At 64.1% G+C, this 23,023-nt stretch carries 21 protein-coding genes; 7 read left to right on the forward strand and 14 right to left on the reverse strand.

Annotated elements, in window-relative coordinates; translation table 11 throughout:
- Positions 1–15 precede the first annotated feature (15 nt).
- Entirely contained in the window at positions 16–1,560 is a 1,545-nt protein-coding gene (locus MTR72_RS04155) for a Spy/CpxP family protein refolding chaperone (protein ID WP_280965165.1), read from the forward strand.
- Positions 1,561–1,589: 29 nt separating this feature from the next.
- Here the strand turns inward: MTR72_RS04155 and MTR72_RS04160 are convergent, their stop codons facing one another.
- The 9 genes from MTR72_RS04160 to MTR72_RS04200 all read right to left on the reverse strand — a co-directional run bounded on the left by MTR72_RS04160 (position 1,590) and on the right by MTR72_RS04200 (position 10,969).
- Complete coding sequence (locus MTR72_RS04160; protein WP_280965166.1) at positions 1,590–2,453, reverse strand: sugar phosphate isomerase/epimerase family protein; 864 nt, start codon at positions 2,451–2,453, stop codon at positions 1,590–1,592.
- Complete coding sequence (locus MTR72_RS04165) at positions 2,453–3,643, reverse strand: dihydrodipicolinate synthase family protein (RefSeq protein WP_341510119.1); 1,191 nt, start codon at positions 3,641–3,643, stop codon at positions 2,453–2,455. The genes MTR72_RS04160 and MTR72_RS04165 overlap by 1 nt, the downstream gene beginning before the upstream one ends.
- 10 nt (positions 3,644–3,653) lie before the next feature.
- Positions 3,654–4,805 carry a Gfo/Idh/MocA family protein gene (locus MTR72_RS04170; protein WP_280965168.1) on the reverse strand — a complete coding sequence of 384 codons (1,152 nt, stop codon included), beginning with the start codon at positions 4,803–4,805 and terminating at the stop codon, positions 3,654–3,656.
- Entirely contained in the window at positions 4,802–6,199 is a 1,398-nt protein-coding gene (locus MTR72_RS04175; RefSeq protein ID WP_280965169.1) for a hypothetical protein, read from the reverse strand. Before MTR72_RS04175 ends, MTR72_RS04170 begins: the two co-directional genes overlap by 4 nt.
- 4 nt (positions 6,200–6,203) lie before the next feature.
- Positions 6,204–7,052 (reverse strand): ABC transporter ATP-binding protein, encoded by an 849-nt coding sequence (locus tag MTR72_RS04180; protein WP_280965170.1) that lies wholly within the window; start codon positions 7,050–7,052, stop codon positions 6,204–6,206.
- A complete protein-coding gene (locus MTR72_RS04185; RefSeq protein ID WP_280965171.1) occupies positions 7,049–8,041 on the reverse strand; it encodes an ABC transporter substrate-binding protein in 993 nt (330 codons plus the stop codon). The genes MTR72_RS04180 and MTR72_RS04185 overlap by 4 nt, the downstream gene beginning before the upstream one ends.
- Before the next feature lie 51 nt (positions 8,042–8,092).
- On the reverse strand, positions 8,093–8,902 hold the full coding sequence (locus MTR72_RS04190) for an ABC transporter permease (protein WP_280965172.1): 810 nt from the start codon (positions 8,900–8,902) through the stop codon (positions 8,093–8,095).
- A gap of 282 nt (positions 8,903–9,184) precedes the next feature.
- On the reverse strand, positions 9,185–9,892 hold the full coding sequence (locus MTR72_RS04195; RefSeq protein ID WP_280965173.1) for a TetR/AcrR family transcriptional regulator: 708 nt from the start codon (positions 9,890–9,892) through the stop codon (positions 9,185–9,187).
- Between the two features lie 228 nt (positions 9,893–10,120).
- Positions 10,121–10,969, reverse strand: coding sequence for a VOC family protein (locus MTR72_RS04200; RefSeq protein WP_280965174.1), 849 nt, complete (start codon positions 10,967–10,969; stop codon positions 10,121–10,123).
- Between the two features lie 217 nt (positions 10,970–11,186).
- On the opposite strand from MTR72_RS04200, the gene MTR72_RS04205 reads away from it, so the two are divergent.
- On the forward strand, positions 11,187–12,080 hold the full coding sequence (locus tag MTR72_RS04205; protein WP_280965175.1) for a sugar kinase: 894 nt from the start codon (positions 11,187–11,189) through the stop codon (positions 12,078–12,080).
- 18 nt (positions 12,081–12,098) lie between these two features.
- Positions 12,099–13,007 (forward strand): ribokinase, encoded by a 909-nt coding sequence (gene rbsK, locus MTR72_RS04210; protein ID WP_280965176.1) that lies wholly within the window; start codon positions 12,099–12,101, stop codon positions 13,005–13,007.
- A 30-nt stretch (positions 13,008–13,037) separates the two neighbouring features.
- Here rbsK and MTR72_RS04215 read toward each other — a convergent pair whose 3' ends face one another.
- The gene (locus MTR72_RS04215; protein WP_280965177.1) at positions 13,038–14,258 is read right to left on the reverse strand and encodes an NAD(P)/FAD-dependent oxidoreductase; all 1,221 of its coding nucleotides are present in this window, start codon (positions 14,256–14,258) and stop codon (positions 13,038–13,040) included.
- Between the two features lie 251 nt (positions 14,259–14,509).
- On the opposite strand from MTR72_RS04215, the gene MTR72_RS04220 reads away from it, so the two are divergent.
- Complete coding sequence (locus MTR72_RS04220) at positions 14,510–15,304, forward strand: enoyl-CoA hydratase/isomerase family protein (RefSeq protein ID WP_280965178.1); 795 nt, start codon at positions 14,510–14,512, stop codon at positions 15,302–15,304.
- 9 nt (positions 15,305–15,313) lie between these two features.
- Here MTR72_RS04220 and MTR72_RS04225 read toward each other — a convergent pair whose 3' ends face one another.
- The 4 genes from MTR72_RS04225 to MTR72_RS04240 form a co-directional block, all read right to left on the reverse strand.
- Positions 15,314–16,654 (reverse strand): TRAP transporter large permease, encoded by a 1,341-nt coding sequence (locus MTR72_RS04225; protein WP_280965179.1) that lies wholly within the window; start codon positions 16,652–16,654, stop codon positions 15,314–15,316.
- The gene (locus MTR72_RS04230; protein WP_280965180.1) at positions 16,651–17,229 is read right to left on the reverse strand and encodes a TRAP transporter small permease; all 579 of its coding nucleotides are present in this window, start codon (positions 17,227–17,229) and stop codon (positions 16,651–16,653) included. The genes MTR72_RS04225 and MTR72_RS04230 overlap by 4 nt, the downstream gene beginning before the upstream one ends.
- A gap of 62 nt (positions 17,230–17,291) precedes the next feature.
- Positions 17,292–18,287, reverse strand: coding sequence for a TRAP transporter substrate-binding protein (locus tag MTR72_RS04235; protein WP_280965181.1), 996 nt, complete (start codon positions 18,285–18,287; stop codon positions 17,292–17,294).
- Between the two features lie 62 nt (positions 18,288–18,349).
- Positions 18,350–20,068 carry an IlvD/Edd family dehydratase gene (locus tag MTR72_RS04240; RefSeq protein ID WP_280965182.1) on the reverse strand — a complete coding sequence of 573 codons (1,719 nt, stop codon included), beginning with the start codon at positions 20,066–20,068 and terminating at the stop codon, positions 18,350–18,352.
- Between the two features lie 184 nt (positions 20,069–20,252).
- On the opposite strand from MTR72_RS04240, the gene MTR72_RS04245 reads away from it, so the two are divergent.
- The 3 genes from MTR72_RS04245 to MTR72_RS04255 all read left to right on the forward strand — a co-directional run bounded on the left by MTR72_RS04245 (position 20,253) and on the right by MTR72_RS04255 (position 22,963).
- Positions 20,253–20,939 (forward strand): GntR family transcriptional regulator, encoded by a 687-nt coding sequence (locus tag MTR72_RS04245; protein ID WP_280965183.1) that lies wholly within the window; start codon positions 20,253–20,255, stop codon positions 20,937–20,939.
- Positions 20,940–21,144: 205 nt separating this feature from the next.
- Positions 21,145–22,308: a TAXI family TRAP transporter solute-binding subunit gene (locus MTR72_RS04250; RefSeq protein WP_280965184.1), complete on the forward strand. Its 1,164-nt coding sequence runs from the start codon at positions 21,145–21,147 to the stop codon at positions 22,306–22,308.
- A gap of 34 nt (positions 22,309–22,342) precedes the next feature.
- Positions 22,343–22,963 (forward strand): hypothetical protein, encoded by a 621-nt coding sequence (locus tag MTR72_RS04255; protein ID WP_280965185.1) that lies wholly within the window; start codon positions 22,343–22,345, stop codon positions 22,961–22,963.
- The last annotated feature ends 60 nt before the right edge of the window (positions 22,964–23,023 follow it).

The raw sequence follows: 23,023 nt of genomic DNA on the forward strand, positions 1-23,023 counted from the left end.
GGAGCGCCGCCGGCTGTGAGCGAGCGGCCGGAACGGCCGCGCGAGATGCTGTCGCGCCAATCCGCGGAACGCCAGGGCCGCATCGACCGCATGCAGCAGCGAGTGCAGCAATTGCAGTCGCAAAAGCCCGCAGAAGGCGCAAGGGCGCAACGCGAGCAGCAACGGTTACTGCAGTCGCAGAGCCGGCTGCTTGAGCGCGAGCAGCGAGTGCAACAACGCGAGCAGCACGTCGAGCAGCGGCAGCGCGAGATGCTTAATCGCCAGAGCGCAGAACGGCAGAGCCGCATCGATCGCATGCAGCAGCGCGTCCAGCAATTGCAGTCGCAGAAGCCGGAAGGCCTGCGGGCGCAACGCGCGCAGGAGCGGGCGCTGCAGACGCAGAACCGGTTGCTCCAGCGCGAGCAGCGCATGCAAGAGCGCGATCAGGCGCGCCTGCAGCGGTTGGGACCGCAGCCTTCGGCCGAGCGATCCGCCGCTGCCGCTGCCGTCGCGGCACAAGCTGCGGCACGCGGACGGTTTGCCGCCCGCTTCCGCGGCGACGACACGCTGCAAGCGCGCGCGGCCATCGACGCCCGGCAACACGGTTGGGCTCCCCGCTCTGCCTGGCGACATGGCAGGCGCGCAGCGTTTGTGGCCTGGCTCGGCCCGGTGTTCTGGCCCTATGCCTATTCCGACATCTTCGACTACACGTTTTGGCCTTACGCTTATGAGCCCGGTTACTGGGCCTACGCCTACGACGACTTCGTCGACACCGTGTTCTGGGGCGGCGATAACGTGTATTCCGCCTACGCCGCCTATCCGCAATCCGGCGCGACGATACCGAGCGGTCGGCCGCGCCAACGCGCGAGCGCAAGCGCGCAGACCGTCCGGCAGTTGTGCGGAGATCCGGAAAAAGGCGTGACCGCCTGGCCCTTCGCGTCGATCACGCAGGCAGTGCGGCCGACACCGGAGCAGCGTACCCTGCTCGATGACTTGAAGGCTGCGGCCGCGAAGGCTGCCGACGTGTTCAAGCAATCCTGCAATGACTCATACGCGCTGACGCCACCCGGCCGGTTGCGCGCGATGACGAACCGCGTCAGCGTCACGCTCGAAGCGGTGAAAATCGTGCGGCCGGCGCTCGAACGATTCTATAGCTCACTCAGCGACGAGCAGCAGGCGCGTTTCAACGCGCTCGGCCCCAATTTGGGCGAGCGCGCGCAACAGCAGCCGCAGCAACAGGAAGCGAATGCCCAGCCCGAAAGCTGCGGCGATCCGAAAGCCAGCCTGACGCAGCTCCCGATCGAACGAATCGAGGCGGTGGTACACCCGGCGGGCAAGCAAAAGGAAGCGCTCGAACGCTTGGGCGATGCGACCAAGCAGGCGGTACAAGCCCTACAGGCTGCCTGCCCGGACGACGTGCCGTTGACGCCAGTCGGGCGTCTCGAAGCGATGCAGAAGCGGCTCGAAGCTATGCTGGAGGCAGCCAATCGGGTGCAGCCGGCCTTGGACGAGTTCTATGCGACGCTGAGCAGCGAGCAGAAGGCCCGCTTCAACACGCTTCCCCAGACGGCAAGCCAGTGACCGCCACCAGCGTTGCCTGAGTGCCGATCCTAAACCACGCTCCGGTGCCGCTCGATGCAGGTGCGCAGCACCTCGTCCATCGGTCTGCCCCACCAGTCGTTGGAAAAGATCTCGATCTCCGAATAGCCTGCGTAACCCTGCGCCTCGACCGCTGCGCGCACGGATTTGATGTCGATCACGCCGTCACCCATCATGCCGCGGTCATTGAGGATGTCCTTGGTCGGCACCAGCCAGTCGCAGACGTGAAACGCCAGCAGGCGATCCTTGCCGGCGCGCGCGATCTGGCCCATCAGCTCCGGATCCCACCAGATATGATAGACATCGAGCGCAACCCCGAGCATGCCTGTATGATCAGGGTCGAGACGGTCGCAGATATCGAGCGCCTGCTTGGTCGTGTTCACGCAGGCCCGGTCCGCCGCGTAGGCCGGATGCAGAGGCTCGATCGCCAGCGGCAGTTTTGCCTGCCTGGCGTAGTCGAGCATCTCGGCCAAGGCGTCCTCAACCTGCCCCCGCGCCGCAACGATATCTTTCGAGACTGCGCTGCCCGGCCGCGAGTATTGCGGCAGGCCACCGACGACCAGCACGATGCAGGATGCGCCCAGCGCCTTGGCTTCATCGACACAGCGCCGGTTATCATCGCGCACCTCGGTTCGGCGCGACTTGTCAGACGTGAACATGCCGCCCCGGCAATAGCCCGAGAGCTCCAGGCCGGCGTCGCGCACCGCGCGCACGGCGCGGTCGAGGCCAACGGATGCGACTTGGTCGCGCCAGGGATCGATGGCACGGATGCCATGGCGGGCGCAGGCCTCGACGATCGCAACGAGGTCACCCTGCTTGCGAACCGTCGCCGTGTTCAGCGACAGCCAGCGATGATCGGACGAAAAATCACGCATCAGGATTCGATTCCGTGCGAGGCCAGCACGGTCTTCATCCGCCGCGTCGCGAGTTCGGGGTTGGCGAGCAGGCCGGCCTGATCGGCGAGGCGGAACAGCTCGGCCAGATGCAGCATCGACCGCGCGCTCTCCTGGCCGCCGACCATGGTGAAGTGATCCTGGTGGCCGTTGAGATAGGCCATGAACACCACGCCGGTCTTGTAGAAGCGTGTCGGTGCTTTGAAGATATGGCGCGACAGCGGCACGGTTGGCCCCAGAACGTCGTGGAAGCCGGCTTCGTCGCCGGCCGCAAGCCGCGACAGTGCATAAGAGGCCGCCGGCGCGATAGCATCGAAGATGCCCAGCAGCGCGTGCGAAAAGCCTTGGCTATCGCCGGCGATCAGCTCCGCATAGTTGAAGTCGTCGCCAGTATACATCTTGATGCGCTTGTCGAGGCGGCGGCGCATATCGATCTCGCGCTGTTTGTCGAGCAGCGAGACCTTGACGCCGTCGACCTTGGCGGCGTTGCCGTTGATGATGGCAACGGCCGTGTCCATCGCCTTGTCGAGATCCTTGGTGCCCCAATATCCCGTCAGCGCCGGATCGAACATGTCGCCGAGCCAGTGAATGATCACGGGTTCGCGGACCTGCGATAGCACACGATCATAGACCTTGGCATAGTCGTCGGCGTTGCGGCCGAGCTTGGCGAGCGCGCGCGAGGCCATCAAGATGATCCGGCCGCCAACCTTCTCGACCGCCGAGATCTGCTCCTCATAGGCGCGGATCACATCGTCGAGGCTCTTCGCATCCTCGACCGCGAGATGGTCGGTGCCGGCACCGGAGAACACCAGAGCTTTGCGGCGCTTGGCGGCCGCGACCGAGCGCGTGATCAGTTCCAGCGACGTCGGCCAATCCAAGCCCATACCGCGCTGCGCGGTGTCCATGGCCTCCGCGACGCCAAGACCGAGATCCCAGACGTGCTCCCGGAAGGCGATGGTCTTGTCCCAGTCGACGGACACCGAGAGCCAGGGATCATTATCCGCGAAGGGATCGGCAACCGTGTGCACGGCCGAGAAGGCGACACGGTTCAGCGTGCCCTCGAGCTTGGCCGGAAAGTTGCGCGAAGCCGCGAGTCGATAGGTCTCGATCGACCGGTCGGCCTTCGGTAGTTTCAATGAAAGCGATGACATAGGCTGGATGGGCTTGTTCATGTCAGCCTCCTCAGACCTTGATCGGCGCGACGTCGATCCAACGCCGTTCCTTCCAGCTCTTCAGTGCACATTCGGCGAGCTGCACGCCCTTGGCGCCCTCGAGCAGCGTGAACTTGTACGGCGCATCCTCGTAGACGTGGCGGATGAACATCTCCCACTGCTCCTTGAAGCCGTTGTCGTAGGTGACGTTGTCCGGCAGCTTCTGCCAGTCGCCGTAGAAATCGTGCAACCGCTTCTCGTCGGGATTCCAGACCGGACGCGGCGTCGCCTGCCGCGCCTGGATCATGCAGTCGGACAGGCCTGCGACGGCCGAACCGAGCGTGCCGTCGACCTGGAAGGTGACGAGGTCGTCGCGATAGACACGCGTGACCCAGGACATGTTGATGTGCGCGATAATGCCGCCCTTGAGCTGGAACGTCGCATAGGCGGAATCGTCGGCGGTCGCCTTGTACTTCTCCCCTTGCTCGTCATAGCGCTCGGGAATGTCGGTGTTGCCGATGCAGACCACGCTCTCGACGTCGCCGAACAGGTTGTCGAGCACGTAGCGCCAGTGGCAGACCATGTCGAGGATGATGCCGCCGCCGTCCTCGCTGCGATAGTTCCAGGACGGCCGCTGCGCCTCCTGCCAGCCGCCCTCGAACACCCAGTAGCCGAATTCGCCACGCACCGAGAGGATGCGGCCGAAGAAGCCGGAGTCGCGCAGGAAGGCGATCTTCTTCAGGCCCGGCAGGAACAGCTTGTCCTGCACCGTGCCATGCTTGACGCCCTTGGCGTTGGCGAGCTTGACGACCTCAACCGCCTCCTCGAACGTCGTCGCAATCGGCTTCTCGCAATAGACATGCTTGCCGGCGTTGATCGCGCGGGACAGCAGGCCGGGCCGCGCCTGCGTGGTCGCGGCGTCGAAGAACATGGTATCGTTCTTGTCGGCGAGCGCGGCGTCGAGGTCGGTGGTCCAGCGCGTGATGTTGAACTGCTTGGCCAGCCGCTCGAGCTTGTCGGCACTGCGGCCGACCAGAATTGGATCTGGCATCACGCGATCGCCATTCTTGAGCTTGACGCCGCCCTGGTCGCGAATCGCCACGATCGAGCGGATCAGATGCTGGTTGAGCCCCATGCGGCCGGTGACGCCGTTCATGATGAGGCCGAGGCGTTGCGTGGTCATGCCAATTGCTCCTGACGTGATTTTGGCTGTTCAAGCGGGCGCAGTGCCGACCAGTCCGGATGGACCGACGTCGCAAAGCCCGTTGCGGTCAGCGATCCCGTGACGAGATCGCCGTTGTGAATGGAGAGCCGGATGCCTTTGCCGGCATCGGCGTAGAGATCGGGATGGGCCTTCGCGAAGGCCTCGGCTTCTGCGGCGGGCGTCTCGCCGAAACCGTCGACGTAGTGATGGCCATTGCGCTCGGCATGGGTGACGCCGATGAACGCACCGAGCGCGAGATCCTGCTGCACGGCAAGGCCGGCCTGGCAAGTCAGGTCCTCGCCGGTGACGAAGAACGTCTCTCCGCCCGTGCTCCACTTCGCCGCGCGCGTTGCGTTGACGATGGACTTGTAGAGTCCCTTGCAGGATTTCGACGAGATCCCGCGATAGCCGAGCGCTCGCGCTGCCGGGAATGCGTCGTAGGAATCATCAGCCTCGTCGATGATGAAGGCGCGCGCCGCGAGCGAGCCGAGCGGCGAATGCCGCGTGATGTCGCGCGGCATCGGCTGTTCGACATAGAGCAGGCGCGACGAGATCGATCGAAGCAGGGAATCGCGATCGAGCTGGTCGATCAACGCGCGCAGCGCGTCGAGATCGGCATACTGCTCGTTCGCGTCCAGGGTCACCTTGTAATCATGACCCAGCTTATCGAGCTCCTTGCCGATGCGCGCCAGCCTTGCTGCATCGGCCGTCGGATTGCCCGACAGCTTCAGCTTGAAATAACGTGCACCGGCATTCTCGTGCGCATCGGCGACACCGCTCTCGCCTTCGACGACGTCGTCGAGACCCACGGTGTGGCGAACCGCGACGCGCAGCAGCGGCTTCCGTTCCGCAAGGAATTCCCCGACGTCCGATTCCCTTAGATCGGGCGAGAGTCGCGCATCGATACCGGCAATGTTGCCGGCCATTCCGTCGAAGAAATTGCTGTCATTGCCACGCAGCACCGCATCGAGAATTGCCTTGTCAATCTCGGCCGGGCCATAGGCTGCAGCCAGCGGCGGAATGTTCTCCTTCGCGCAGGCTGCAACCTGCGCGCCGATGCAGGCAGCATGCAGCCCGAAGGCCGTGTTAAAGCCGCTCTGCGCCAGATAGAGACCGCGCGCAATGCGCAGCGAGCGTCTGAGCCCATCGACCGTCTGCGCCGGCGACAGCTCCGGCCGCTTGTCGAACCATTTTGGCACCAGCAGTTCGGCGCTGGCGCCGACTGCGGTCCCCCTGCCCTCGACCTCGATCTCGGCCCGCACGAAGAGCTGCGGGGTCGCATGAATCGTGATGGCGCCGAAGCGGAACGGCCGCGCGAAACGCACGGGCCGTTCAAAGAACGCGATATCTCGCAGTTTCAGGCGCACAGACATGGCTCTAGTCCAGCGAACCCTGCGTGAAGAAGTGCTTGCGGATGCGTTGCACGAGCTCGGTGAAGACCGGGTCGGCCATCACGTCGAGCGAGCGCGGGCGCGGCAGCGGCACATCGTAGATCGCGGCGACCGCGCCCGGCCGCTCGGTCATGACCAGCACGCGGTCGGCAAGGAACACGGCCTCCGGAATCGAATGGGTGATCAGGAGCACGGTCTTGCGCGTTTCGCGCTGGATCCGCATCAGCTCGACGTTCATGCGCTCGCGCGTCAGCGCGTCCAGCGCGCCGAACGGCTCGTCCATAAGCATGATCTTGGGATCATGCACCAGTGCACGGCAGATCGAGGCGCGCTGCTGCATGCCGCCGGAGAGCTGCCAGGGCAGCTTCTTCTCGAAGCCTTCGAGCCCGACCAGCTTCAACAGCTCCTTGGCGCGGGCGAGATATTCGGCCCGTGGCAGCCGCTTCATGTCGATCGGCAGCATCACGTTTGAGATGATGTTGCGCCAGGGCAGAAGCAGCGCGTTCTGGAAGACGATACCGACATTGCCGTGCGGCGTCGTCACCTTCTCGCCCTCGACCAGGATCTCGCCGGTCGTCGGCGGCAACAGTCCGGAGATCAGCTTGAGCAGCGTCGACTTGCCGCAGCCGGAGGGACCGACCACGACGAAGAACTCGCCGTCATTGATGTGGAAATCGAGCGGCCGCAGCGACGGCACATCGCCGTCGCGCGTCCGATAGGTCTTCGACACGCCGGACAGCTTGATGCCCGACGCGTCGCTGCCGGCCCGATCGCTCACCAGTCTCAGATGCGCGGCCGGTTGCACGTCATCACTCGGTCTTGTCGCTGGTTTCACGAGTTGCCCTTTGGCAGGTAGTCGTTGGTATAGAAGGCCTTCGGGTTCTCCTTGGCCTTGGCATCGAGCCCGCCATATTCGACCATCAGATTGACCGAGTCGGTCATGTTCTGGTCGGTGACCTGGAACGGCCGTTTGCTCTTGGTCTCCGCCGTCCGATAGAGCGGGATGGTCAGCTCAAAGCCCTGAGTCAACGTCTCGATCTTGCCGCCCTTCGGGTTGGCGTCGAGGATCGACTGCGCCGCCGCCTTCGGCTCCTTTTCGGCGGCTTCAACCGCCTTTGTCGTCGCCGACATGAAGCGGCGGACGAGATCCGCATTGGCCTTTACGTAGTCGGAATTGGCGATAATGCCCGAGGAGACCATGTTGATGCCGTAGTCGGCGAACTTGATCGGATAGACGTCCTTGCCGGTGGCATCCTTGATCTTCATCGACTGGTCCATGACGTAGCCGAGCAGGAGATCGGCCTGGCCGTTGATGACGGCATTGAGCTTGGTCTGGCCGTCGCCGGCCACGGTGTGGAAGTCGCTTTCCTTCAGCCCGGTCTTCTTCAGGAACAGCGGCCAGATCTGCGTCATGGAGTCGGCCGGCGTGATCGCCACCGTCTTGCCCTTGATGTCCTCGGGCTTTTTGATGTTCTTGTCAGCGAAGCCCATGGCCGACATCGGGCTGGTCTGGAGCAGCACGCCGGTCGCGATCACGGGCGCGCCTTTGATCGCGGCGCGCATCATGGTGGGAACGTCGACATAGCCGAAGTCGGCGGTCTTGGCCGCAACGGCCTGCGTGGTCGCCGCAGAGCCGCGGCCTTCCTGGATTTCGAGGTCGATGCCCTCGGCGGCATAGATGCCCTTGGCCTTGCCGTAATAGAACGGCGCGTGCTCGCCATAGACGTACCAGTTCAGCATCAGCACGACCTTGTCGGCAGCCTGCGCCGGCGCAACCGAAAGCGCCATCAGCGCCGCCGAGACAGCTCCTATCCACCGCTTCATCTACTTTCTCCCTTGTCCTTGTTGCTTCGGCCGTTGGTGGCCGTTCGTTGCTTAAGAGGTGAAAATCACATCCTCACGCTGGCTGACATGCCAGGGAATGACCAGCCGCTCTATCCGGTCCACGATCCAGAACAGCACCACGCCGAGCAACGCGAGGATCACGAGTGCAGCAAACATCGTCGGCAGGTCGAATGTGCCGATCGAGCGTTGCATCACGTAGCCGATGCCGGAATTGGAACCGACGAATTCGCCGACGACGGCGCCGACCACTGCGAGCGTCACCGACACTTTGAGGCCGGAGAAGATCGCGGGCAGCGCATGCGGCAGATTCACCGCGCGGAACACCTGAAACCGGCTGCCTTGCATGGCGCGGGCAAGATCGACCATGTCAGGATCGACCGATTTGAAGCCCTGGACGGCCGAGACCACCACCGGAAAGAAGCCGAGCAGGAACGCCGAGATCACTTTCGGCAGGATGCCGAAGCCGAACCAGACCACGAACAGCGGCGCGATCGCGATCTTCGGCACGGATTGGGAGAACACCAGCAGCGGATAGACGTAGCTCTCCACCGTCTTCGATCCCGCGATCAGCATCGCCACGGGAATGCCGAACAGCGCGGAAAGCACGAAGCCCCATATGGTCGCGTAAGTGGTGGGCCAGGACTGACGCAGCAGCTCCGGCCAGTCGCTGCGCAGCACGGCCACGACGTCGGCCGGCGCCGGGATCTGATAGGCGGGGATCTTGAACAGCCGGATCGAGAGATCCCAGGCCACGACAATGAAGACCAGAAACAACAGCGGCCGCACCCAGGCCGCATTCAAGATCTTGGACACCGCACTTTGCGGCTTCGGTTCAGCCACGCCTCACTCCCGGCAGTCTTTTTGGTTCGGTGAGAAATTAACCCGTTGGATAAATACTGTCCAGCGGTTTCCCCTGTGACGTTTTGCGCAGTGGTTCCCACGGTTAGCTCGCGTTCCCGTTAAGCGGCCGGTCAATCATGCCGCATCTTCGGTGTCATCCCCCGCGAAAGCAGGGGATCCAGTACGCGGCGACTTCTCCGTATTGGCTCAGCGCCTCCGGAAAACTGAATCGCCCGGTCGAGCCGGGCGATGATATCTGAGATTGTGGAATAAAGAATTCCGCTAGACGGGCTGATGCTGCGGGAGGCGCGACTTTGGCGCCTTGACGATCTCGAGCAGTTCCGCCGATCGTCCCGTCAGCGCGGCCAGAACCAGGCCCACCATGTGGGCAAGCCGCTCATCCTTGGCGTCCTTGGCGAGCAGGTCGCGTCCGAAGATCACGCTCAAGGTGGCCGAGTTCGAGAGATAGAAGAAGCACAGCGCCGCGATCGAGATGTAGAGCTGCACCGGATCGACCGCGACCTGGAAATCGCCGCTGTCGACGCCGCGCCGCACCACGGTGCGGATCATCTCGACGAAGGGCGAATGCATCGACTTGACCTTGGTCGAGCGCTTCAGATGCTTTGCCCGCGCGAGGTTCTCGGTCTGCAGCAGCGACAGGAATTCGGGGTTGCGCAGAAAATAGTTCCAGGTGAATTCGATCAGCCGTCTGATCGCCTCGGGCGGATCGAGATGCTCGAGATCGAGTCCCCGCTCCTCGCTGCGGATCTTGTCATAGGCACCCTCAAGCACCGCGAGATATAGCTCGTCCTTGTTGCCGACGTGATAGTAGAGCATGCGCTTGTTGGCGCCGGCCTCGGCCGCGATACGGTCGACCCGTGCACCGGCAAGCCCGTGGGCCGAAAACTCCTGCTTGGCAGCCTCGAGAATGCGCAGCCGCATCCCTTCGGGATCACGCTGCCATCTCAGATTTCGCTTTGCCTTCGCCAAACCGGTTGCTCGCTGGATGCTCTCACAACGTCATGTAACACGCGCGCGACGGTTTGAGAATGAAGGATGGCGGGACTCCCCGGGGAATCTGGGCGGCGTGGCAGTAAGGCGGAAGGTGGCGCCGCATAGTTCGTCATTGCGAGCGCAGCGAAGCAATCCAGAAATGCATCCGCGGAAAGATTCTGGATTGCTTCGCTGCGCTCGCAATGACGTGGAGAGGCCAGGGCCTCAGTCCGTCGGCTTCGGCGTACGCTCCAGCAGGATGGTCTGGATCCCGCAGGTGCCGTTCCTGATGCTCATCACCCGCGTGCCCGGCTTGCGGCCGTTGCGTACCTCGCTGACGTCGACGCCGGCCGAGATCAGGCGGGCGCGCGTGGCCTCGAGGTCGGCCACCCGCCAGCTCAGGCCCCACAGCCGATCATGCGCGAGATCGCCGCCGGCGACCGGCCTCCGCACCACCTCGACGATGAGATCGCCGCAGCGGAAGAACATGAGCTGGCCCCAATCCTGGTGTGAGCGGTCGAGCGCCAGATCGAGCCCGAGCCGCGCGCCATAGAGCGCCGCGGCACGTTCGGAATCCTCGGTCGCGACCACGACGTGGTCGAGCGCGTCGATCGGCGCGACGTCGCTCGCCGCCGACTGCGGACGCTCCTCGGCGAGCTCAAGGAAGAACATGCGCACGCCGCGCGTCAGCTCGGTCGCAGCGCGCGTGCGTTTCCAGTGCAGAACCGCGCCGGTCTCGGCATCGCTGCTTTCGACCTCGGCGACCGGGTCCGGACGCAAGGCCACCCGCTCCAGCCGCCGGTACATCTTGCCCATGTCTGCAACACGAAAGCACAGGCTCGCGAGCACGCCTTCGCGGTCCTCCAGCAACGCGCGCATGCGATCGGCGGCCACGCTGAAGCCGCTCGGCGCCATCAGCTCGATCGTCATGTTGGCAAGCGTGAACAGCACCCGGTCGGCGCCCTCGCCTGAATTCTGCCAGGCCGGTGCCCGCCCCAGCAGCGTCTGATAGGCCGCCTTGGCCGCACCGATGTCCTTGACCAGAGCAACGACGTGATCGAGGCCGGTGATCATTTTCCCTCCCCCTTCGACGCGCCTGGAACTGCAGATCGATCCGGCGCGGCGCTCCGCTTGGGCATTGCGTTGGCCCTGTCATGGTCGTATTCCGACGCAAAGCTCACCTCAAGCGCTTCGGGTGGCGGCTTTGCGAATAATTTCGGCGTCTCCTGAACGGAACCGGTGCTAGAGTAATTCCGCCGGCCGGGACCACCCAGCGCATTACGGACAACCAATGCAGGCCCTCTTTATCGGACAGACCTATATCGACGTCGTCTTCATCACCGACCACATGCCGACCGGCGACGAGAAGCACGTGGCCTCGGACTACGCAGTCTCCTTCGGCGGCAACGCGGTTACGGCGGCGTTCTGCTGCGCCAAGCTCGGCATCGTGCCGGACCTGATCGCCACCGTCGCCAATGACTGGCTGGGCCGCATGTTCCAGGACATGTGCGCGAAGTATGCGATCTCGCTGCACGGCCGGAAGGTGAACACCTCCTCGCTGTCCTTCATCATGCCCAAGGACGGCAAGCGCGCCATCGTCCGCTGCCGCGACGACACCCACATCCATCCCTTCCCGATCCTCAATCTCGGCAACTGCCGCGCGCTGCATATCGACGGCCACCAGCCGGACGCCGCGATCCATTATGCAAAAGTCTGCCGCGAGGCCGGCATCCTCACCTCGCTCGATGGCGGCGGTCTGCGCACCAACACGCACGAGCTCTTGGAATTCATCGACGTCGCGATCGTCGCTGAACGCTTGTGCGAGCAGATGGATCTGACCCCGGAGCAGATGCTGGACTACCTGAAGGGCCGCGGCTGCAAGATCGGCGGCGTCACCATGGGCGAGAAGGGCCTGCTCTGGTACAACGAGACCGGCACGGTCGAGATCATGCCGGCAATGCCGATCCCGCGCGAGCGCGTGCTCGACACCAATGGCGCCGGCGACGTGTTCCACGGCGCCTATATCTATTCCTACCTCGCCCATCCCGGCAAAACCTGGCGCGAGCATTTCGACTTCGCCCGTGCGGCCTCGACGTTCAAGATCCAGCGCCTCGGCAACGAGGCCGGCCTGCCGACGCTTGTCGACATCGCCAAGGTCAGGCACGAATTCGAGGTCAGGGTTTAGCGTTCGCTGGAGTCTCGCATGGGACGTGTCTTCGTTGCCGGCAGCATCAACATGGATGTGGTGGCGACGGCCGATCGCCATCCCAGGGTCGGCGAAACCGTCGCAGGCCGGCAGGTGCTGTATTTTCCCGGCGGCAAGGGCGCGAACCAGGCCGTGGCCGCGTCGCGGCTGGGTGCCCGGACCACGCTGATCGGCCGGCTGGGGAAGGATTCCTTCGGGGCGGAGCTGAAGGCCTTCCTGGGCGGTCAGGGCGTCGATCTCGGTTACGTCCAGGAGACGGCCGAGGCGCACACCGGCACAGCAATCATCACGGTGGCGGACGCCGACAACACCATCGTCGTCATTCCCGGCACCAATGCGCTGGTCGGCGCGGACGATGTCAGTGTCGTGCCGCTGCTGAACGGCGATGTCGCGGTCAGCCAGTTCGAGATCCCCCTGCCCACGATCGCCGCGTTCTTCCAGCGGGCACGGTCCGCCGGGGCGACCACGCTGCTCAATCCGGCGCCCGCGCAGAAATGTTCCCACGACCTGCTCGAGCTCGTCGATATCCTCGTGCTGAACGAGACCGAGCTCGGCTTCCTCGCAGGCGTCGAGCTGTCCGAGAGCGACGAGCCGGCGCGCATCGTGGACGTCGCACGGCAGCTTCGGGCGCGCGAGGACCAGACCATCTGCGTGACGCTGGGCAAGCGCGGCGTGCTGACGCTCGCCGCTCCCGAAGAGATCGTCGTGCCGGGCCGCCTGGTGAAGGCGATCGACACAACAGGCGCCGGCGACTGCTTCGTCGGCGCGCTCGCGGCGCGACTCGCCGGTGGCGCGCCCTTGCGTGATGCGCTCACCTTCGCCAACGCCGCCGCTTCGATCTCGGTGCAGCGGATGGGCGCCGGTCCCTCAATGCCGACAGCGGCGGAGGTTGCGGCGGTTTTGTAGGGCGTTTCTTCCCGGCTTGCGGGGGGAAGATCAAGCCAGCGCGCTCTTCAGGTCAAAATTTTCATCGCCGGCCTGCTCCGGCGAGATCGAGCGGTCCATCCCAAGCAGGCGACGGCCGAACATGTGATCGCCGGCGCGGTTGATCGACTCGATGCCGAGCAGCGTGTCGCCCTTGTAGCAGAACGCGGAGAACGCCTTGCCTGCGGGGTTGCCGCGCAGCACGACGCGGTCGTAGCCGGTGGTGAGCCCCGCGATCTGGAGCTTGTCATCACCCTGGTCGCTCCAGAACCAGGGGTGACCGTCGTAAGGCTTGCTGTCGCCGGTCAGCCGCGCCGCCACGCATCGGGCGTGATCGGTGGCGTTCTGCACCGACTCCAGCCGCAGCGATCCGCCGAAGCGCGGACTCGCAAACAGTGCGCAATCGCCGACTGCCGAGATGCTGGGATCGGATGTGAGCAGATGCTCGTCGACGATGATGCCCGATGCGACTGGCAGCCCCGCTTCCGCCGCGAGCTCGATGTTCGGCAGCACGCCGACGCCGACCACGATGAGGTCGGCCGGCAAGTGCCGGCCGTCGCTGAGGCTGACGCCGGTGACCTTGCCGCCCTCCGCCTCGATGCTGGTTGCCTGCACACCGAGGTGAATACGAATGCCGGCTTCGCGGTGCCGGGCCTGGAAATAGTCCGAGACCTCGGCCGTCACCGCGCGCGCCATCACGCGCGGGGCGAGCTCGATCACGTCGACCTCCAGCCCCTTGATTCGCGCAGTGGAGGCGAATTCCAAGCCGATGAAGCCCGCGCCGATGATCACGGCCCGCTTCTTCGATGGCATGATTTTTCGCAGCGCTTCGCTCTCATCGAGGATGCGCAGATATTTCACGTCGGACAGGTTTGCGTTGGGCAGATCGAGCAGCCGGTTGCGTGCGCCCGTGGCCAGCACGAGGTGGCCATAGGGAAGCGTCTCGCCCGAGGCGAGAAGGACCGTGCGTTTCGCGCGTTCGATCGACACCGCGCGGCCCGCGATCAGCTCGATCTTCTGGTCCTGGTAAAACTTTTCCGGCCGGAACATCAGGCTTTCCGGACCGGCGGAGCCCTTGATGTAGGCCTTGGACAGAGGCGGCCGCTGATAGGGCAGATGCGCCTCGTCGTTGACGAGGCAGATGCGGCCGGAAAAACCTGCCTGACGCAGGGATGCCGCGACCTGGTAGCCGCCATGGCCCGCACCGACAATGATCACCGGGCCATCCGTCATTGGAACAGACCTCTTCCCAAGACACGAGCGTTAGCCATGTCGTCTCCTCTCTCGCTGATTTTGGCTTGCTGGCCTCGCCCGGAGGAGCCGGCGCTCGTGTCCGTTCCTAAACGAAGGCAGCGCCATTTGACCCCATCGTTCCGGGTTGCGCAAGAGCGCCAGCCTGGCATGCAAGCTGCCATGACCGGGATTGTCACCCCTCGGCTTCTGCGATTTAGTTGCGCCAACGACCTCATGCCGGGGATTTTCCGATGTCTGCTCCCGTCTCCCGTCCCGATGATGCCGCCCTGCTGCGGATCGATGGCCCGATCGCAACCATCACGCTCAACCGCCCCGCCGCGTTTAACTCGATCAATCTTGCGATTGCGCAGCGGCTCGAACAGCTCGCGGCGTATATCGAGGGCGCCGACGAGATCAGGGTCGTGGTCATCGAGGGCGAAGGCCGCGCCTTCTGCGCCGGCGGCGATCTGCAGACAATCGGCGCTGCGGCCGAAGCCAATACGGTGACGCCGGTCGTCGGCGAACTGCTGAAGCATTATCACGCCTTCATCGAGACCATCCGGCGCATGCCCAAACTGTCGCTATCCAGCGTTCACGGTTCGGCGGCCGGCGCCGGCATGGGTCTCGCCTTCGTCACCGACCTCTGCATTGCCGCAGAGGATGCCCGCTTCACGCCGGCCTATGCCAAGATCGGCGTCTCGCCGGACGGTGGCAGCACGGTCGGCATCGTCGGCACAGTCGGATCCCGCCGCGCGCTTCAGATATTCCTGTCCGAGGACAATTTTACCGCGCAGCAGGCCTATGAGTGGGGTCTGGTCGCCAAGATCGTGCCTCCGGCCGAGCTGAAGGAGGCGACACGGCAGCTCGCCGAGCGCCTCGCGCAGAACCCGCCGGCGGCGATCGCCGGCACCAAGTCGCTAGTCTACCAGGCCGCGACCACGCCGGTGAAGCAGCAGCTCGACGCCGAAGAGCACAAGATCATCATGGCGATGAACACAGAAGAATTTCGCGTCGCCGTGAAGAAATTCACGAGCAAGGGCAAGTAGCCGCGACACTCACTGCGGACAGATGTAGCCCGTCCCTGCCGGCGACTTGAAGCAGCCGACCGACTCCGGCAGCACGTGCCGCGGCAGCCAGAGCACCACGCTCGGGAAGTAGATCGCAAACGCGATGGTGGCGAAGAACACGACGTAGATCGGCAGCGCCGCGCGCAACGCCTTGGCGAAGCTGATGCCGACGAATTTCGACGCCATCAGCAGCACCAGCCCATAGGGCGGCGTAATCAGGCCGAACGCGAGCGTGGCGATCAGCACCACGCCCATATGCACGCCATTGATGTCGCCCGCCTCCGTCAGCGCGTTGACCAGCGGCATGAAGATGATGATGGTCGGCACCGGCTCGATGAAGTCACCCACCACGGTGAACAGCAGCACCATCAACAGCATGATCAGATGCGGATCGTTGCCGGCGATGGAGGTGATCCATTCCGCGATGTAGTTCGCGCCACGCAAATAGGCCAGCATCCAGCCGAAGGCGTTGGCGGCGCCGATCGTGATCAGCGGCAGCGAGAAGATCAGGCCGGCGAGGCAGAAATCGTAAGGGATCTTCTTGAAGTGGCCGCGATTGAGCGCGGGGATCACGACCAGGATAATCCAGGCCACGGCGACGACGCCGGCCTCCGTCGGCGTGAACCAGCCGGTCAGGATGCCGCCGAGCAGGATCACCGGGATCATCAGCGGCAAGGCGGCATCGCCGGCAGCGAACGCCACCTGGCGCAACGGCGCCCGCGGCTTGCGCAAGCCCGAAGGCCCGAAGAAATAGCAGTAGATCATCAGGCCGAAGCCGATCATGAGGCCCGGCACCACGCCCGCCATGAACAGGCCGGCGATCGAGACATTGCCGACCGCGCCATAGACCACGGCCGTGATGCTCGGCGGCACCAGCGCCGCGATGGTCGAGGCCGAGGCGATGATGGCCGCGATGAAGGCGGGCTCATAGCCCTCGCGCTTCATTGGACCGCCCAGCGCGCGGCTCATCACGGCGACGTCGGCGGTGGTCGAGCCGGACATCTCCGAAAAGAACATGCTGAAGACGACCACGACCTGCGACAGGCCGCCCCTGATGTGCCCGACCAGCGACACCGACAAGTTCGCGATCCGCACCACGACATTCGCCGAACTCATGAGCTCGCCGACCAGCAGAAAGAACGGGATCGCCAGCAGCGCCTCGGAGTCCACGCCGTCAAAGATCTTCTGGATGATCGCGGCAAGGGAGACGTCCGAGAGGATCGCACCGATGAATACGCCGGCCATCAGCGAAAACGGCACCGGCACGCCGAGATAACCGAAGAACAGGAAGCAGAAGGACATCAAGGCCAGGACGACTGGTGCGCTCACGGCTGCGCCCTCATCTGTGCGTCTGTAACGACGGGCGTTGCGTCCTCGTCCGGTGGCTCGGGATGGTCAAAACCGTTCCGAAGGCCGTTGACAAGCTGCTCGATGGTGAACAGGCCTATCAGCACGCCCGACAGCGGGATGATGGCATAGAGCGAGGCAATCGGCGTACCCGACGGCAGGCGGAAGCTGCCGAAGCCGCGCAGATAATTCTGATAGCCGTACCAGATCAGGCAGAAGGCGACGCCGAGAACGACGATGCGAATGACGACTTCCACGATCAGCCGCGGCGTGCCGTGCATCGCCTCGGAGATCGCGGTGAGATAGAGATGGTCGTTGCGCCTTGTCGCGGCCGCCGTGCCGATGAAGATCGCATAGATGAACAGCGTCGAGGTGACTTCCTGGAGCCACAGCCAGGGATGGCCGATGGTGCGGGTAACGATGTCGGCGGTCACCGACAGCGAGAAGCCGAAGCACAACGTGCCGCAGAGAAGCATCAGCGCGAGCTCGAGCCAGTCGAGCGCGCGCCATTTGAGGTGACGCTGCCGTCTGAGAACCAGTTTGTCGGCGATGGCCATTTACTTTCCCCATCGTCCCGGCTTACGCCGGCCCGACTCGCGGAGGTGACGGCAAGCCCAGCCTAGTTAACCGACCGGATCAGGTTCTTGATCTTCTCGGCGTGCGGGCCGAGCTCCTTGGCGAGCTTGTCGAGATAGGGATCGGCGATCGCCGTGAAGCTCTTCTTGTCGACGTCCTGGACGATCTTGACGCCCATCTTCTTCAGCTTCTCGGCCGCGGTCCGCTCGAGCTCGAACGCCTTCTGCGGCTCCTTGGTGCTGATCTCGTTGGCCGCCGTCTGTACCCACTGCTTCTGCTCGGCGGACAGGCTCTGCCAGAGCTTGTCGGAGACGAACACCAGCGCATTATTGGCCTCGTGCTCGGTGATGTTCAGGATAGGGGCAACCTCGTAGTGCTTGTTGACGAGGTAGACGTTGATGCTGTTCTCGGCGACGTCCACGACACCGGTTTGCAGCGAGGTGTAGACGCTGCCGAACGGCATATGCACGGTCTGGGCGCCATAGGCCGGGAACATGGTGTCCTCGGTCGCGGTCGCCTGGACGCGGACCTTGAGCCCCTTGATGTCGCCGACGTTGTGAATCTCCTTCTTGGAGTACATGTGGCGCACGCCCTGCGAGCCGGTTGCGATCACATGCAGGCCCTGCGTTGTCTCCTCGATCATGGTCTTGAGCGCTTCGAACACGCGGGGATCGGCCAGCCCCTTGATCACGTGGTTCTCGTCGCGGAACAGGAAGTGCAGCGACATCACGCCGGCCTGCGGCGAGATCGTCGCCGTGTTGGCCGACGAGATGATGGCGAATTCGATATCGCCGGATTTCACGAGCTGGAGGACCTGCGGCTCCTGCCCGAGCTGAGCGCCGGGATACTGATCGATGATCATCGTCCCCTTGCTCAATTCCTTGAGCTTGTCGGCGAAGAGGTCACCCGCGATGGAATAGCCGGTATTGCGCGGCTGGTCGTAGGCGAAGCGATAATGCTTCACCTCCTGCGCCCCGGCCCCAGCGACGAACAGGACGGCGGCCAAAGCCGCCAACCCACGCATGGATCGTGCAATCATCGTTTGCCCCTGTTTTATCGCCCGCCGCTTTTGCGGTCTGAGCTACGTTTTCGGGTGGTTGGTCACCCCTTCCCAGTCACTTGCCCAGTCCTCTGCATGAAATCGAAGTCGCAGCCCTCATCGGCCTGCAAGATGGTCTCGTTGAAAAGCCAGGCGTAGCCGCGCCGCGCCTCGTCCGGCGCAGCGATCGGCTTCAGCGCAGCGCGGCGCCGTTCCAGCTCCGCGGCCTTGACCAGCAGCTCGATGCTGCGCTTGGCAACGTCCAGCCGGATCATGTCGCCGTTCTTCACCAGCGCAAGCGGACCGCCGACGGCGGATTCCGGCGTGATGTGCAGCACGATGGTGCCGAACGCCGTGCCGCTCATGCGCGCGTCCGAAATACGCACCATGTCCTTGGTGCCGCCCCGCGCGAGCTTCTTCGGGATCGGCAGATAGCCCGCTTCGGGCATGCCGGGCGCGCCCTTCGGACCAGCATTGCGCAGCACCAGCACGTCGTCAGCGTTCACATCGAGATCGGGATCGTCGACCCGCAGGGTCATGTCCTCGACGGATTCGAACACGACGGCACGCCCGGTGTGCTGCAACAATTTCGGGCTCGCGGCCGATTGCTTGATGACCGCGCCGCGTGGCGCGAGATTGCCGTGCAGGACGGCAAGGCCGCCTTCCGGCTTGATCGGATTGTCGCGGGAGCGGATCGCGTCCTGACCGGGCACCTCTTCCGCATTCGCCACGACATCGCGCAGCGTCTGCCCCGTGATGGTCCTGGCGTCGAGATCGATGAGATCGCCGAGCTGCGCCAGCAGCTTCGGCACGCCGCCGGCGTGATGGAAATGCTCCATATAGTGCTCGCCGGACGGCTTGAGATCGACCAGCACCGGCACCTCGCGGCCGAGCTTGTCGAAGGCCTCGAGATCGAGCCGGTGCGGCGAGCGATGCGCCATCGCGGTCAGATGGATCAGACCGTTGGTCGAGCCGCCGATCGCCTGGAGCACGACCTGCGCATTCCTGAACGAGGCCGGCGTCAGCACTTCGCTCGGCTTCGGCCCCTTCGTCTTCGCCATCTCCGCAGCAACCTTGCCGCTCGCCTCCGCCAGGCGGAAGCGCTCGGCATGTGGCGCCGGAATGGTTGCGCTCATCGGCAACGACAGGCCGAGCGCCTCGATCATGCAGGCCATGGTCGAGGCCGTGCCCATCACCATGCAGGTGCCGACCGACGGCGCCAGGCGTCCATTGACCGCCTCGATCTCGGCATCGTCGATATCGCCGGCGCGATACTTGGCCCACAGCCTGCGGCAGTCGGTGCAGGCGCCCAGTACCTCGCCCTTGTGATGGCCGACCACCATGGGCCCAACCGGAATGACCACAGTCGGCAGATCGGCGCTGATCGCCGCCATCACCTGCGCAGGCAGCGTCTTGTCGCAGCCGCCGATGACGATCACCGCGTCCATCGGCTGGGCGCGGATCATCTCCTCGGTGTCCATCGCCATCAGGTTGCGCAGATACATCGAGGTCGGATGCGCAAAGCTCTCGGCGATCGAGATGGTCGGAAACACGAACGGCATCGCGCCCGACAGCATCACGCCGCGCTTGGCGGCCTCGATGATCTGCGGCACGTTGCCGTGGCAGGGATTGTAGTCGCTATAGGTGTTGGTGATGCCGACGATGGGGCGCTCGAGCGCGTCGTCGGAATAGCCCATGGCCTTGATGAACGCCTTGCGCAGGAACAGCGAGAAGCCGGCGTCGCCATAGCTCGTCAGACCCTTGCGCAAGCCACTCGTCATCATGCCACTCCATTCCGCCTAGCCATTGTCGTACAGCCTGCCCCCTGATTGTCAATAAGATTGGCCTTCGCTTCGGCGAATTCATCACAGAACGGCGGTCGAGCGCTCCAGATTATTGACAATCTGACTGCTCCCTGCTCCACAGGGATGGCGGGACCGGGGAGCCCTGCTGGAGGCTGGAGGGATGCAGCACATTCGCACCGCGAACGCCGTGACGGTTCGGCGCGACGACCCGGACGATGTCGTCGCGCGACTCGAGGAGGACATCATCTTCGGCCGTCTCGCGCCCGGCGCGCGCCTGACCGAAGACGCGCTGATGGCGCGCTACGGCACTTCGCGGCACTTCGTGCGCCAGGCGCTGATGGAGGCGGAGCGGCGCGGCATCGTCCGCCGCGAGAAGAATGTCGGTGCCACCGTGCGGTTCTACTCGGCCGAGGAGGTCCGGCAGATCTACGAGGTCCGGGAAATGTTGACGCGGCAGGCCGCGCTGATGATCCCGCTGCCCGCGCCGCAAAGCCTGATCGACGTGCTCATTGAGCTGCAGCGGCAATATTGCGCCAGGGCCGAGTTGCAGGACCTGCGCGGCATTCACGAGACCAACGATGCCTTCCATGTCGCGCTGTTCGGCGCCTGCGGCAATCCCTATCTGGTACACTCGCTCCAGGACTACATGAACCTGACGCTGCCTATGCGCGCGAAGAATCTCGCCGACCGCGAGGGGCTGGCGCTGTCGAAGCGCCAGCACGAGCTGATGATCGAGCTGTTGAAGGGCCGCGATAGCTGGGCCCTGGCTCAGCTCTGCGTCGATCACATGCAGTTCAGCAAGTCGGATTATCTGAAGCGCATCGCGGAGGATAAGGCTGGGCGCTAGTTGGGCAATTTCCCGCCACGAGCGAGCCGCACACTCCTTGACGGAACGTCGCTGGCCTGGGCGCGTTGGAAGGCTTTAGCGAGATCGATTTGCCCAGCGGTGCTTCGGACGTGGCCGGATTTGCCTGAGCAGTTGCCGCCAAGCGAGGGCTGGCCTGGGCGAGCAGGTTTGAACAATGAGGGTCTGCGGAGCGATGCGGGCCGGTTTGTTCATCGCCTTGATTGCGGCGGCCTGGCTCGGCGGACAGGTCCAGGACTGCCTCGCGCAAAAGCGGCCGCCCAATTCCCCGAGCGAGCTCGCGAAGGCGTCTCCGCGAAAAGAAGGCACTCCCAGGAAGGAAACGGGGCGATCTGCGGACCCGTATACGGTGGGATTCGTAACCGGTACGCCGCAATGCACTGAATTCGGGATCGCTCAGGACATTGCGACCACGCTTGCTAGCGGCCAGGAGACCGGCCCTCATGGCGAGGTTGCTTTGCGGGTCCTGCCCATCGTGGGAAACGGCGGCGTCCGCAACGTCCTTGACGTGCTCACCCTCGCAGGTGCCGACGTGGCAATCGCGCCTGTCGTCCTGGTTGACCGGCTTCGGGAGACGAGGACGTTCGGAGACATCTCTGACAAGCTTGCCTACATTGCCCCGCTCTATATCGAAGAGTTCCATCTTCTCGCGCGGCCGGAGATCGGAAGCCTGCCGGACCTGGCAGGAAAGAGGGTCAATCTCGGCGAAGACGGCAGTGCCGGCGCCGTCCTTGGCCGCGAGGTGTTGAACCGGCTGGGCGTGAAGATCAGCGAATCGAACCTGGGACCGGAGGCCGCGCTGGATGGTCTGCAGAAGGGCGACCTCTCCGCCGCTCTGCTGGTGTCAGGAAAACCGGTCAGCTTCCTGACGCATGCCCCGCAAGCCGGCGGTATTCACTTCCTGCCCATCCCCTATTCCCTGGAGCTGCTGCAGCAAGATTATCTGCCATCAACGCTCCGCCACGAAGACTACCCGAACATCATCGCCGCCGATGCGAACGTCGATACGATTGCGGTCAAATCTGCCCTCTTCGTCTACAACTGGCCGACCCGCAACGAGCGGTTTCGGCTGCTGGAATTGTTCGTCCAGACATTGTTCACGCGCTTTCCTGAATTTCTCGGCGACCAACATCACCCTAAGTGGCGCGAGGTGAACCTGGCCGCGCTGCTCCCCGGATGGCGACGATTCCGACCGGCAGAGCGCTGGCTCCAGCAGCAATCGGGCGGCGAGGCCGCGCTTCGCAGGGCGTTCGGCCGATTCCTCGAGGGAAAGCCAACCGCCAATCCGCCCGACCGCGAAGAATTGTTCCGGGATTTCTTGCGCTGGCGAGAACGCAATCCGGCCAAGTGAGCAAACTTTGGCAAGCAAACCTCGGGAGGTGTCGATGCGCAATGCGCTTGTAAGCGCAGCCCTGGTTGCGTTGCTCGCTTTGATCGCCGACGTGAGGCGTCCGGCCGCCCAGTTTGCTCCTTTCTCGCCACCAGCCTTCTCGCCACCAGCGCCGCAGACGCTCGCGCCGGCTGCGGCACCACCCGCCGCGGCGCCACCGGCGGCGGCGCCAGCGGCCGGCAAGGTCGGGCAAACCAGGACAGCCTCTTACCGACGTGGCAAGGCGCACAGGAAGCACGAAGCGAAGCACGAAGCCGTTCGTCCGCCGCCAAATCAGCGGAAAATCGCCGAAAAAAACGGATACAAGCGGATCAGCGACCTCGTGAACTTCCCAAAATTCTTTCCGGGCCTCGGTATCATCTTCGTCAAGCCCGACACGTTGCCGCTGGGGCCGTTCCTGTGCTTCGATCGCAAGGATCGTTTGGTCGCGACGGTGTACATGGTCCCGAACAAAGACATCGACGATCACAAGTCGTTGGAGGGAACGGGGTCCGCGGGATCAGTCGATCATGTCAGCTTCTACTTCAACCCGGGTCACCCCGGAGTGGATGTGCCGCACTATCATGTTGTGCTCTGGCACGTGACCAAACAGCAGGAAGCGCGCGTTGCGAAATGATGCGCTTCGACGATGCGAGTCGGTCTCTCCCTGCTGAAAAGCAGGTGAATGTCCGGCCCG

This window comes from Bradyrhizobium sp. ISRA442 (assembly GCF_038085055.1).
GTDB lineage: Bacteria > Pseudomonadota > Alphaproteobacteria > Rhizobiales > Xanthobacteraceae > Bradyrhizobium.

Excerpts from the sequence above, each read along its gene's own strand:
- MTR72_RS04160 (WP_280965166.1), bottom strand. The coding sequence starts at position 2,453 with ATGCGTGATTTTTCGTCCGATCATCGCTGGCTGTCGCTGAACACGGCG.
- MTR72_RS04165 (WP_341510119.1), bottom strand. The coding sequence starts at position 3,643 with ATGAACAAGCCCATCCAGCCTATGTCATCGCTTTCATTGAAACTACCG.
- MTR72_RS04170 (WP_280965168.1), bottom strand. The coding sequence starts at position 4,805 with ATGACCACGCAACGCCTCGGCCTCATCATGAACGGCGTCACCGGCCGC.
- MTR72_RS04175 (WP_280965169.1), bottom strand. The coding sequence starts at position 6,199 with ATGTCTGTGCGCCTGAAACTGCGAGATATCGCGTTCTTTGAACGGCCC.
- MTR72_RS04185 (WP_280965171.1), bottom strand. The coding sequence starts at position 8,041 with ATGAAGCGGTGGATAGGAGCTGTCTCGGCGGCGCTGATGGCGCTTTCG.
- MTR72_RS04200 (WP_280965174.1), bottom strand. The coding sequence starts at position 10,969 with ATGATCACCGGCCTCGATCACGTCGTTGCTCTGGTCAAGGACATCGGT.
- MTR72_RS04205 (WP_280965175.1), top strand. The coding sequence starts at position 11,187 with ATGCAGGCCCTCTTTATCGGACAGACCTATATCGACGTCGTCTTCATC.
- rbsK (WP_280965176.1), top strand. The coding sequence starts at position 12,099 with ATGGGACGTGTCTTCGTTGCCGGCAGCATCAACATGGATGTGGTGGCG.
- MTR72_RS04215 (WP_280965177.1), bottom strand. The coding sequence starts at position 14,258 with ATGACGGATGGCCCGGTGATCATTGTCGGTGCGGGCCATGGCGGCTAC.
- MTR72_RS04220 (WP_280965178.1), top strand. The coding sequence starts at position 14,510 with ATGTCTGCTCCCGTCTCCCGTCCCGATGATGCCGCCCTGCTGCGGATC.
- MTR72_RS04230 (WP_280965180.1), bottom strand. The coding sequence starts at position 17,229 with ATGGCCATCGCCGACAAACTGGTTCTCAGACGGCAGCGTCACCTCAAA.
- MTR72_RS04235 (WP_280965181.1), bottom strand. The coding sequence starts at position 18,287 with ATGATTGCACGATCCATGCGTGGGTTGGCGGCTTTGGCCGCCGTCCTG.
- MTR72_RS04240 (WP_280965182.1), bottom strand. The coding sequence starts at position 20,068 with ATGACGAGTGGCTTGCGCAAGGGTCTGACGAGCTATGGCGACGCCGGC.
- MTR72_RS04245 (WP_280965183.1), top strand. The coding sequence starts at position 20,253 with ATGCAGCACATTCGCACCGCGAACGCCGTGACGGTTCGGCGCGACGAC.
- MTR72_RS04255 (WP_280965185.1), top strand. The coding sequence starts at position 22,343 with ATGCGCAATGCGCTTGTAAGCGCAGCCCTGGTTGCGTTGCTCGCTTTG.